This is a genomic window from Mycobacterium sp. NBC_00419 (genome assembly GCF_036023875.1).
In the GTDB taxonomy this organism is placed as follows: domain Bacteria; phylum Actinomycetota; class Actinomycetes; order Mycobacteriales; family Mycobacteriaceae; genus Mycobacterium.
Genome location: NZ_CP107931.1, coordinates 2,086,782 through 2,098,025 on the forward strand (window position 1 = coordinate 2,086,782; position 11,244 = coordinate 2,098,025).

An 11,244-nucleotide genomic window follows, 5' to 3' on the forward strand; every position below is an offset into this window, starting at 1 on the left:
CAGTGGGGTCAGGCGCGCAGGCCGGTCCAGGCCTCCGCGGTACCCGTGAGCCTGCTGACCTGTTCGAGGAAGCGGCGTACCTTGGCCGGGTTCTCGTGGCGCTGCCAGCCGAACGTCGTCGGCCGCTGCACCCGGTCGTGCCAGAAGTGTCCCGGCGTGGACTCCGGCCGGGTGGCCACCAGCCATATCGCGGTGTCGGCGCCCGCGGCAACATCGCGCAGCAGCGGCTTGGTGATCACCCGGAAGCGCGGCAGGTACTCGGCCACGCCGGGGGTGTCCACCCAGCCGGGGTGCATGCTTTCCACGCGGACGTCGGTGCCCGCCAGCCGGCGGGCCCACGAGTCGGCGAGCACCACCTGCATCTTCTTGGTGCGGGCATAGGCCCGCACCCCGTTGTAGCCGTTGCAGTACTCCAGGTCCTCGACCACCAGCGGCGAGCTGTACATGCCGCCCGAGGACACGAACACCACCGACGAACCACGGGCCGCCCGCAGCAGCGGCAACAGCTGCTCGGTCATCAGGTGCGGTCCGAGCACGTGGGTCGCCAACTGCACCTCGTGGCCCTGCGCGGTGAGCATGCGGTCCTTGGGCATCAGCCCGGCGTTGTGCACCAGCCCGTCGAGTGCCGGCACCCGATCGGAGAACGCCGCCGTCCACTCCCGCACCGCGTCGAGGTCGGAGACGTCGCACACCTCCTCGACGATGTCGGCGCCGGGCACCGTCTGCCGGATCTCCGTCACGCACCGGTGGACCTTCTGCTCGTCGCGGCCCAGCAGATGGACCGTGGCGCCCAACTCGGCGAAACCCTGGGCCATCGCGAACCCGATACCGGCCGTCGACCCGGTGACCACCACCCGCTTACCGGTCATCGATCCGGCCTGCGCGTCGGCAGGCCACCACAACCGGCGCAGACCCGAGCCGATCTTGGTGTAGCCCAGCACCAGGGCGCGGTCCATCACACCGTCGATCAGTTCGGTCGCCGGCCGGGTGAGCGCGGAGAAGTCCATCCCTCGAACGTAACCGCTCAGGCTCGCATGCTGCGTTCGTCAATGGGAGCGAGCACGTCGAGCAGGTCGACCAGCGTCGTGCGGGCGACCTCGCGTGGCCCGTCACCGTCACCGACGAGTGCGGAGACCACCGCCCCGTCGACCGCGCACACCAGCGCGGTGAGCAGGTCCATCCGCACGTAGCGGCCGGAGCGCTCAATGGCCTCCACCACGGCACCGACCCGCAGTTGCAGCAGCCGCCGCTGGATACCCCGCAAGGCGGGCTGCCGGGCGCAGGCAATGTAGCGCTCGTAGCGGGAGATCAAATGTTCGCTGACCGGCACGTCGGCCGGCTCCCCGATCAACAGGTCCACCAGGACATCGGCGGTCGCTTCAGCGCCGCGCCGCCGACGCGGCAGGTCGTCGACCCGGGATCGCAACTGCGCGGCCTCCGCGGTGCCGATGAACTCGACGGCGTTTTGCACCAGATCGTCCAACGACGAGAAGTAGTACGTGGTCGAGGCCAGCGGCAGGCCTGCCCGGGAAGCCACCGCCCGGTGTCGGACCGCCTCGAAGCCCCCCTCGCACAGCAGCTCGGCGGCTGCGCTGACCAGCGCATACCGCCGTCGTTCTCCCTTGGGAGTAACCGCTGCGATCACGTTTGTGAATGCTGCCAGCAGGCAGCACTGCGACATCGGCCTTTCACCGAATCATTAACCTTGGCGTTAAGACGACGTCTGGACCGCCAAGGCCGGTTCTAGCTGCCGGAACCGATGTAGTCGGCGACGAGCTGCTGGTCGATCGGGAAGTGGAACAGCTTCTCGGCGTTCTCGTGGGTGATCTTGTCCACCTCGTCCTGCGGCACCCCGTCGAAGACCTCTTTGGCCGACATCTGGGTCTTGGGGAACGGGGTGTCGGCGTGCGGGTAGTCGGACTCCCACAAGATGTTGTCGATCTCGAAGTCGTACCGGTACTTGATGCCGATCGGCTCCTCGATCATGCAGAAATACATGCTGCGCCGGGCCACCGTGGACGGCAGGATGTCCGCGTTCTCCACGTGTGACCAGTACTGGTGGCGCAACCATTGCCGGTCGGCGCGCTCCAGAGCGGCCGGGATCCAGCCGATCCCGCCCTCCGACCACACCACCTTGGCATCGGGATACTTGCGCAGCAGCGGGCTGACCATGAGGTTGCATGACGAGCGGGCGGCCATCGCGAACGCGGCGGCGATCTCCGTCATCGGGTTGGGCATCTCGCCGCCGACGACATTGATCTTCGACAGATCGATGGCGGCGCCGCCGGAACCGATGTGCATGCAGATCGGGGTCTGATCGGCCTGGGCAGCGGCGAACAGCGGCTCCCAGTAGCCGCCGTGGAAGCTGGGCAGCTCCACGACATACGGGTCCTCGATGAAGCAGATCGCCTTGCTGCCCTTGGCCACCATCCGCTCGTGTTCCTTGAGAGCCAGCTCGATGTCCCACACCGGCAGGATGTGCATCGGCACGAACACGTCGCGTCCGGCGCCACACCACTCGTCGATCATGTAGTCGTTCCAGGCCTGCACACACACCAGCGCCAGTTCCTTGTCGGGCCAGGTGGCGAACTTGCGGCCACCGAACCCGGGCAGGGTCGGGAACGACACCGACGCGAAGATGCCGTTGGACAGCAGGTCCTTGCGGCGCTCCACCGGGTCGTAGCAGCCGGGGATCATGTCCTCGAATCGGGCCGGCTCCATACCCCACTCCTCGCGCGGCTTGCCGGCCACGGCATTGAGGCCCATGGTCAGTTCGCGACCGCCGTCCCACTCCCAGATCTGGCGGCCATCGACCTCGACGACGTGCGGCACCCGGTCCTTGAACTTGGCCGGCACGCGGTCGGTCCACACATGGGCAGGCTCGACAATATGGTCGTCGACGCTGAACAAGGTAAACATTGTTGAAGACTCGCTTCCCTAATCATTGCGGTGTAACGGCGGTCACCCTGAAACTCATGATGGCACCGGCGCAACACGATGTGGAGGCCCGAACGGGAAACGCCGTTTCCACTTGATCGGCCCAGAGCGCCTTCCTCCCGCAGGTGAATTCTCATACGCTGCAGGCACGTCCGCCGACGACGATGCTCGTGCACCACCCGGCGATGGAGTCCCCGACTCATCCTCTGACAGCAGGAGATTCAGCAGTGCGCTCCGACACCACTCCCGCGCCGGAACGAGATCTGGCGGCCATTTGGGAGGCGACCCTCGAGCGCGTCGACGTATTGCTCCGTTCGTTGCCCGATGGCTGCGGAAACGAACCCCTGCCCACAGTTCCCGGCGCAACGGTGCGTGACGGGGTGGCGCATCTGGCCCGCGCGCTCGCCGCACTCGGGTCTGCGCCGCTGACTCTTCCCAGCCCGGGAACGGCACAGTCGGCACTGACCGATCTAATCGCCGACGTCGACGCCGCCGCCGACTCAGCACGGCCGTATCTCAGGGACCCCTCTGTGGCGTCCGCCCTGGTCACGGCTATCACGATGGCCGAGCACGACCTGCGAACAGTCGTGAACACGCCGGGGGCGCGTGACGACGTGGCTATCAAAGTGGCACTCGACGAGTTGGCCGGCCGATTCTCCGACCGGGTTTCCGCCGCCGGCCTGCCGGCGTTGCGCGTCACGGTCGAGCAGTGGGGCACCATCGCCGGCAACGGCCGCGCCACCTCATGCGTGGTGGCCGACCGCTTCGAATTCGTACGCGCCATGGCGGGCCGCCGGTCCGCTTCGGAAATCCGGCGATGGAACTGGGGCGTGGAGCCGGATATCTACCTACCGGTGATGTCCGAGGTGGGATTGCCCCACAACGAGATTCGGGAACGCGACCCTCGGATCCCCGAACACATGCAGGACCGCGAGTTCGTGCTCTGAAAGGATTTCCATGGGATTGCTCAGCGGCATCAGAGTTGTCGAGTCGGCTCAGCTGTTCAACGGTGACACTCTCGGTGCCCTGCTCGGCGACTTGGGCGCCGACGTCATCAAGGTCGAAAGCCCTTTCCGCGGTGACTATCTGCGCGATTTCCTGGGGCAGGTCACACCACACAACAGCCCCGCACACATGCAGATCAACAAGAACAAGCGCAGCGTGGCCCTGGACCTCCGCAAAGACGAGGGGCGAGCGGTGTTCTGGAAGTTGTTGGACACCGCCGACGTGTTCGTGGACGGCAACTCCGCTGACGCCCTGGATCAGTTGGGCGTCGGATACCAGGCTCAGCGTGAGCGGCGCCCGGCGATCATCTACTGCCAGTACACCGGATACGGTGCGACCGGGCCGTACTCGACGATTCCGACCCACGGCCAAATGATGAACGCCGCCGCCGGTGCCACCTTGCTGGATATCGACGCGGACGGCTTCGTGCGGCCCGCGCAGCGGCCGCTGGAGTTCGGCGGCATCCAATCAGGTGGTGAGGGAACGTCCACCGGTGCGACCTTCGCGGCGCTGCACGTGGCGGCCGCTCTGGTCAGCCGGGACCGCACCGGCGAGGGCTGTTACATCGACGTCGCCGCGTCTGAGGCGGTGATCTCCAGCGCGTGGATCGCCGCCACCTACGAGTTGAACAATGATCGGATCGCCGACCGCCGTTCGCTTCCGGCCGCGATCGACCCGAAGGGCACCAATAGCGCCAAGTACCAGTTCTATCAGACGTCCGATGACCGGTTTGTGCTGTTCTGCTGCATCGAGCCGAAGTTCTGGGAGAACTTCTGCCGAATCGCCGGCCGCGACGATCTCATCGGTGAATCAGGAAGCGGTCCAGTCGATTTCGCCGTCACCGGCGACAGTGAGCAAACACTTCGCCGCGAGATCCAGAAGATCATTGCAACCCGCACCCAGAAGGAATGGGTTGCGCTGGCCGCCGAGCATGACCTGGCGATCGGCCCTGCGCTGCAGGAGAACCAGTTACGCGACGATCCGCAGCTCGCCGCCCGCGGCACCTTCATCGAGTCGGTGCACCCCGTCGCGGGGCCCTTCACCCATGTAACGCTGCCCGCGCTGGTGAACGGCAAACGCTCCACCGAGATTCGGCACCACGCGCCGGCCCTGGGCGAGCAGACCACCGAGATCCTGACCGAACTCGGCATCTCTGCCGACCGCCTGGCCGCGCTGCGCGAGGCGAAGGTGATCGGCGGCCCGGCTACCTGATCGAGCCGCGGGCCCTCAATTCGGCGATCTTCTCGGCGCTGTAGCCGTGGTCGAGCAACACCTCGTCGGTGTGTTGTCCGAGTGCAGGTGCAAGGCGATGCGGCGCCGGCCTGGCATCGCTGACCCGCACCATGACGGCCGACTCGCGCACCATGCTGCCGTCGGCGGCGGGCACCTCGGCGACGCGACCGATGGCCTGGTTGACCGGATCGCGGTGGAAGCCCTGATTGTTGTTCTGCGCCTTGGGAACAATGGCGGCCACGCCCGCTGAGCGCAGCGCGTCGACCCAGTCCGCACTGTCCCGCTGGATCAGTACGTCGGAGACCAGTTCTTCGAGTTCGTAGCGGTTCTCCATGCGCGCGTCATGGCTGGCGAACCGGGGGTCGTCGAGGATCGTGACACCCAGGACCGACTCGAGCCTGCTGATCTCGGAATCGCTGAGCGCCACCACGCACACCCAGCCGTCCCGGGTCTCGTAGAGCCGGTCCAGCGGGCCGATGCCGGTCTGCAGTGGATCGAGCCGCTGCGCGCCGAGGACGGTGCCGTCGCCCTGGCGGATGATGTGTGCGGCATGGGTCATCGCCGCGTTCAGCTGCGGGTTCTCCACATAGCAGCCGCGGCCACCGCGGTTTCGGTACAGCAGGGCGGCCAGGATTCCGATGGCTCCGGTCAGGCCGTTGCCCGGGTCCTCGTTGCCGATGGGCCACATCGGCGGGTTGTACTGTCCGGCAACCTCGTAACCGAGCCCGACGTAGCCGGACATCAACGGCGCGAACGACTGCCGAAGCTTGTCGGGGCCGGAGGAACCCCATCCCGGGGCGTACAGGTACACGGCGTCCGGATTGAGGTCACGCACCTGCTCGTAGCCGAGACCGACGCGGTCCGCGGCACCCGGGCGCATGTTGTGCAGCAGCACATCGGCCCACTTGACGAGCTCGTCACGCGCCGGGTGCAGCTCGGAATCCTTGAGGTTCAACGAGATTGCACGCTTACCGGCCGAGGCCGCCCGGAACGGGCGTTGGATTCCGCGAAGCTGGTCGCCCAGCGTGGTTTCCAGCTTGATCACGTCGGCGCCGAGATCGGCGAGCAGCCGCGAGCTGAACGGGCCCGCGTAGTAGGCACCGGCGTCGAGGATTCGCAGCCCCTCCAGCAGGTACTGGTCGCCGGTGTCCGCTGCCGCTTCTCCCGTGCCGTCCGAGGGCGCCGCCGCCCACTGACCGTCGTGCGCGCCCACTGTCGGCGCACCCGATTCCGGACGGTGGTCGAGTCCGCCGAACCGGATGGCGGGCGCCACCTGCTCCACCGTGCCGAACCGCGGGTCCTCGACAGTCACCACCATGCCGTTGTGGCGCACCTGAGGCTGGTCGAAGATCTCCCCCGGATGCAGCTCGGGGATGACCGCGACGTCGGCGTCGATCAGCCGTTTGACCCACACATCCCTGGGCTGGGTCTCGAAGATCGCCGGAACATCTTCGAGGAGAATCTTGCGCTCGTCTTCGTTGAGGGGGATGCCCATGTCCGAGCCGTCCGTGGAGACTTGCAGCCGGTCGGCGAGGCCGAGCTCACGGATCAGCCGACCGAACGCCCCCACCGCACCGGTGTGCACGCCCACGTACTCGTCGTCGGCGCACCGGAAGGATCTCGACACCAGCCTGATGGTGCCGGGCACGATCTGCGGCGCCGCGCCGGCGTTGTCGGCGTCTCCCCACATCATGCCCATGTAGCTGAGAGCACCGTCGACAAGTGAGGTCTGGACCAGCCGGCCACGGTGGTCGGCGTCGCGCCGATACAGCGCCGCCAGCGAGCCGATCACTGCCAGGTTGGCCGCACCGATACTGGCGAACGGCACACCTTCGTAGATCGGCGCGGGCCGCAGGCCGACCTGTTCGGCGGTGACGCCCACGTAGGACTGCACCACTGCCTCATGCCCGGGCACGTCCGCGAGGGTGCCGTCCTCACCGAATCCGGTGATCGAGGTGTACACCAGGCTCGGAACCGCGTCGTGGATACGAGCCCAGTCGACGCCGAGCCGCTCGGCCACCCCCGGTCGCCAGCTGGTGACGAAGAGATCCGCCGACCCCAGCATGGCGAAGAGCCGGGCACGGTCGGCCTCGTTCTTGAGGTCGAGCTCGACGCTCTTCTTGCCACGGTTGAAGACTGCGTACTCCGTTGCCAGCACGTCGCGCAGCGGGTCGCCGCCGAGGGGCTCCACCCACCAGACCTCAGCACCGTAGTCGGCGAGCATCCCGGTGGCCCGCGGGCCGGCCAGCCCTCGGGTGCAGTCGATCACCCTGATTCCGTCGAGCGGACCGCTCACCGAACTACCTCCACATCGCTGGTTGTACCGAAGCCAATGTAGGAAGTCGGCACCCGCAGCAGCACCGTCGACGGTGGAAACGTCGATTTCAATTCTGCCCATTGCCGCTGGGAATCGCGGCAGCCAAAGATGATCCACATCACATGGCTCCTTCACTGGCCAGCCACCACGTAGACACGGACGGGAAACGTGACGATCACCCTGCCAGAACACCTGCCATCCCCGCGGCTCATCATCGGTTCGGAGGAGCCGACCTCAGCCAGCGGCGGCGAGTACGAGCACCACTACCCGCCGACCGGAGAGGTGCAGGCCGCCGTTCCGCTGGCCGGTCCCGCCGAAGTCGACGCCGCGGTCGCCGCGGCACGAGCCGCCTTCCCCGCCTGGCGCGACCTCGACCTCAACCGCCGCCGCGACATCCTTCTCGAGATCGCACGCCAGCTGACGGCCGACCAGACCCGGCTGGCGGCCATCGCCACCCACGAGATCGGGATGCCCAACATGATGGCCGGGGTGGGTGCGGTCCTCGCCGCGGACTGGTTCACCTACTACGCCGGGTGGATCGGCAAGTCAGGCGGCGAGGTCATTCCGGTCCCGGCCGGAGACGCGCTGGACTACGTCCGCGACGAGCCACTCGGCGTGATCGGCGCGATCATCCCGTGGAACGGTCCGCTCGTCTCGATCGGGATGAAGATCGCACCGGCGTTGGCCGCCGGTAACTGCGTCGTGCTCAAGCCGCCGGAGAACGCACCGTTCACCGCGCTGCGTTTCGCCGAAATCGCCGCGGCTGCAGGGCTTCCGCCAGGAGTGCTCAATGTCATCGCCGGCACCGGCGAGGCGGGCTCCGCGCTGTGTTCGCACCCGGACATCGACAAGATCACCTTCACCGGTGGCGGCGAGACCGCACGCAAGGTGCTGACCGCGGCGGCCCAGGCGCTGACGCCGGTGATCCTGGAGCTCGGCGGCAAGTCCGCCAACATCGTGTTCCCGGACGCCAATCTCGACAACGCCGCGATGATGGCGGTGACCGGAAGCCTGATGATGCTGTCCGGCCAGGGCTGCATGCTGCCGACACGGCTGTTGGTGCACAACGATGTCTACGACGAGGTGGTGGCGCGGGTGGTGGCCGGCGCTCAGTCGCTCAGCGTCGGGGATCCCTGGGAGCCGACCACCATGATGGGGCCGCTGGCGACCGCTGCCCAGTTCGGCCGGGTCGGTGGCGCCGTGGACCGTGCCGTCACCGACAAGTCCGGCACGCTGCTCACCGGCGGCGCCGCGCCCAACGGGCTGGGCGGCGGCTACTACTACCAGCCGACGGTGTTCGGCGATGTCGACCCGGCCAGCGATCTGGCCCAGAAGGAGATCTTCGGCCCGGTGCTCAGCGTGCTGCGGTTCGGCACCGACGACGAAGCGTTGGAACTCGCCAACAACACGCACTACGGCCTGGCGGCCTACGTGCACACCCGCGATCTTCGCCGGGCGCATGTGCTTTCGGCCGCCCTGGACGCCGGCGGCGTAGCGGTCAACGGATTTCCCGTCGTCCCGCCGGGCGCGCCGTTCGGTGGCACCCGGCAGAGCGGTTTCGGCCGCGAGGGTGGCATCTGGGGGCTACGCGAATTCCAGCGCACCAAGAACGTCTACATCGGACTCGGATAGGAAAACTTGCAATGGGCAGGATTCAGGACAAGGTCGTCTTCATCACCGGCGCCGGAGCCGGGCAGGGCCGCGCACATGCGGTATACCTCGCCAAAGAAGGTGCTGACATCATCGCATTGGACGTGTGCCGGCAAGTCAGCGACAAGATCAACTATCCCTATGCCAGCGAAGCCGACCTGGACGGAACCCGCAAACTGGTCGAGGACACCGGTCGGCGCTGCCTGTCCGTCGTGGCCGACGTCCGAGACACCGCGGCCATGAAAGATGCTGCGGCTCAGGCTGTTGGGGAGTTCGGTCGCATCGATGCCGTGCTGGCGAACGCCGGCGTCAACACCTTCCACCCGGACGGCTCACTGAGTATCGGCGAGGAACTGTTCGACCTCATCGTCGACACCAACCTCAAGGGCGTGTGGAACACCATCCAGGCGACCGCGCCGCACCTGATCGACGCAGGCGGCGGTTCGATCATCATCACGTCGTCGGCAGCCGGTATCCGCGGTCAGGTGCCGTACGCGCACTACGTGGCCAGTAAGCACGGCGTGGTCGGCTTGATGAAGGCCTTCGCGAACGAGCTCGCACCACACCGCATCCGGGTGAACACCATCCACCCCACCGGGGTGCTGACCGCCATGGCCACCGACCCCAACGCCTTCGCATCGGCCGAGACCTACCCGATGTTTCTCTCCGGTGCGGCCAACGCCCTGCCGGACCTGGATTCACCTGCCGACCAACCCTATTCACCGGTGCCGGTCCTCGCCCCGGAAGAGATCTCCAAGACGGTCCTGTTCCTGCTGTCCGACGACGCCCGCTACATCACCGGCGTCCAGTTGCCGGTCGATGCCGGCAATGTCAACAAGCCCTAACGGAAAGAGCCAGCCATGACGACGCTCGATCGCCGTACTGATATCGAATTCGACCACCACTCAGAGCAATACGCACAGGCGTATCCCGAGATCTATGCCGAGCTGCGGACGAAGTGCCCGGTGGCACATACCTCGGCGCACGGCGGCTACTGGGTCGTCACCCGTTACGAGGATGTCGTCGCCGCAGCCAAGGACGACGCCACCTTCGCGTCCGGGCATGAGGTGGACGGTGTCAAACCGCTCGGGGTCATCATCCCGCCGGCGCCGCTGCCGCAGTATCCGATCGAGATGGACCCGCCCGAGTACACCGGCTACCGCAAGGTTCTCAACCCGCTGTTCTCCCCTGGGGTGAGCAAGGCGTGGGAGCCGCGTGTCCGCCGCTGGGTGGACGTCTGCCTGGACCAGGTCATCGAAACGGGTTCGTTCGACCTCATCGGCGACCTCGCCAACCCTGTCCCGTCGTTGTTCACCTGCGAGTTCGTCGGTCTGCCGATCGAGAACTGGCGGGAGTACGCCGACGTGATGCACGAGATCATCTACACGCCGCCTGCCGAGCAGGAGGACATTCTGCGCCGCTATCTGGAAATGATGGGCGGCGTCTGGCACTACATCGACGAACGGCGCAAGGGCGAGCCGCGCGACGACATGTTGGGCGCCCTGCTGTCCGCCGATGTCGACGGCGAGCCGTTGTCGGACGAGATGGTGTTCTCGATCGTGAATCTGATCATGGCGGGTGGCTTCGACACCACGACCGCGGTGACCGCCAGCGCCCTGATCTATCTGGCCGACCACCCCGAGCAACGCCAGCGACTCATCGACGATCCGGACCTGATTCCGCAGGCGTGTGAGGAATTCCTGCGGTATTTCACGCCGCAGCAGGGTCTTGCCCGCACCGTCACCAAGCCGGTGTCGATCGGGGGCGCCGACATCGCACCCGGCGAGCGGGTGCTGCTGAGCTGGGCCTCGGCGAACCGTGACGAGACCGTCTTCGACCGTCCCGACGACGTCATCCTGGACCGGTTCCCCAACCGGCACACCACGTTCGGCATCGGCATACACCGCTGCCTCGGCTCGCACATCGCCCGCCTCGAGCTCATCACCATGGTCAGTCAGGTGCTCGAGCGCATGCCTGACTACAAGGTCGACCACAACAGGGCCACGCAGTATCCCACCATCGGCATCATCAACGGTTGGGTGAATGCACCGGCCACCTTCACCCCGGGCACCCGGGTCACTGACGAGTCGCTGCCGGGCTGA

At 66.8% G+C, this 11,244-nt stretch carries 9 protein-coding genes; 5 read left to right on the top strand and 4 right to left on the bottom strand.

Annotated features, from left to right (window positions below):
- Positions 1 to 8 precede the first annotated feature (8 nt).
- The 3 genes from OG976_RS09830 to OG976_RS09840 form a co-directional block, all read right to left on the bottom strand.
- Positions 9 to 1,007 (bottom strand): SDR family NAD(P)-dependent oxidoreductase, encoded by a 999-nt coding sequence (locus OG976_RS09830; protein WP_328361187.1) that lies wholly within the window; start codon positions 1,005 to 1,007, stop codon positions 9 to 11.
- Between the two features lie 17 nt (positions 1,008 to 1,024).
- The gene (locus tag OG976_RS09835) at positions 1,025 to 1,681 is read right to left on the bottom strand and encodes a TetR/AcrR family transcriptional regulator (RefSeq protein ID WP_328361190.1); all 657 of its coding nucleotides are present in this window, start codon (positions 1,679 to 1,681) and stop codon (positions 1,025 to 1,027) included.
- Positions 1,682 to 1,743: 62 nt separating this feature from the next.
- Complete coding sequence (locus tag OG976_RS09840) at positions 1,744 to 2,919, bottom strand: amidohydrolase family protein (RefSeq protein WP_328361193.1); 1,176 nt, start codon at positions 2,917 to 2,919, stop codon at positions 1,744 to 1,746.
- A gap of 245 nt (positions 2,920 to 3,164) precedes the next feature.
- Between OG976_RS09840 and OG976_RS09845 the strand changes: the two genes are divergently transcribed.
- Both OG976_RS09845 and OG976_RS09850 read left to right on the top strand, forming a co-directional pair.
- A complete protein-coding gene (locus tag OG976_RS09845) occupies positions 3,165 to 3,884 on the top strand; it encodes a hypothetical protein (protein WP_328361196.1) in 720 nt (239 codons plus the stop codon).
- Positions 3,885 to 3,894: 10 nt separating this feature from the next.
- On the top strand, positions 3,895 to 5,154 hold the full coding sequence (locus tag OG976_RS09850; RefSeq protein ID WP_328361199.1) for a CaiB/BaiF CoA transferase family protein: 1,260 nt from the start codon (positions 3,895 to 3,897) through the stop codon (positions 5,152 to 5,154).
- On the opposite strand, the gene OG976_RS09855 is transcribed toward OG976_RS09850, so the two are convergent.
- Positions 5,147 to 7,471, bottom strand: a complete 2,325-nt coding sequence (locus OG976_RS09855; protein WP_328361202.1) for a CaiB/BaiF CoA transferase family protein — start codon at positions 7,469 to 7,471, stop codon at positions 5,147 to 5,149. The genes OG976_RS09850 and OG976_RS09855 overlap by 8 nt on opposite strands.
- A gap of 189 nt (positions 7,472 to 7,660) precedes the next feature.
- Here OG976_RS09855 and OG976_RS09860 point away from each other — a divergent pair, with 189 nt between their 5' ends.
- The 3 genes from OG976_RS09860 to OG976_RS09870 are packed head-to-tail and all read left to right on the top strand — an operon-like array spanning position 7,661 to position 11,244.
- Positions 7,661 to 9,124, top strand: a complete 1,464-nt coding sequence (locus OG976_RS09860) for an aldehyde dehydrogenase family protein (RefSeq protein WP_328361205.1) — start codon at positions 7,661 to 7,663, stop codon at positions 9,122 to 9,124.
- 11 nt (positions 9,125 to 9,135) lie between these two features.
- A complete protein-coding gene (locus OG976_RS09865; protein WP_328361207.1) occupies positions 9,136 to 9,987 on the top strand; it encodes a mycofactocin-coupled SDR family oxidoreductase in 852 nt (283 codons plus the stop codon).
- A gap of 15 nt (positions 9,988 to 10,002) precedes the next feature.
- On the top strand, positions 10,003 to 11,244 hold the full coding sequence (locus tag OG976_RS09870) for a cytochrome P450 (protein WP_328361210.1): 1,242 nt from the start codon (positions 10,003 to 10,005) through the stop codon (positions 11,242 to 11,244).

What these genes read in the sequence shown, in the direction of transcription:
- OG976_RS09830 (WP_328361187.1), bottom strand. Translation starts at nt 1,007, where the DNA reads ATGGACTTCTCCGCGCTCACCCGGCCGGCGACCGAACTGATCGACGGT.
- OG976_RS09835 (WP_328361190.1), bottom strand. Translation starts at nt 1,681, where the DNA reads ATGTCGCAGTGCTGCCTGCTGGCAGCATTCACAAACGTGATCGCAGCG.
- OG976_RS09840 (WP_328361193.1), bottom strand. Translation starts at nt 2,919, where the DNA reads ATGTTTACCTTGTTCAGCGTCGACGACCATATTGTCGAGCCTGCCCAT.
- OG976_RS09850 (WP_328361199.1), top strand. Translation starts at nt 3,895, where the DNA reads ATGGGATTGCTCAGCGGCATCAGAGTTGTCGAGTCGGCTCAGCTGTTC.
- OG976_RS09865 (WP_328361207.1), top strand. Translation starts at nt 9,136, where the DNA reads ATGGGCAGGATTCAGGACAAGGTCGTCTTCATCACCGGCGCCGGAGCC.
- OG976_RS09870 (WP_328361210.1), top strand. Translation starts at nt 10,003, where the DNA reads ATGACGACGCTCGATCGCCGTACTGATATCGAATTCGACCACCACTCA.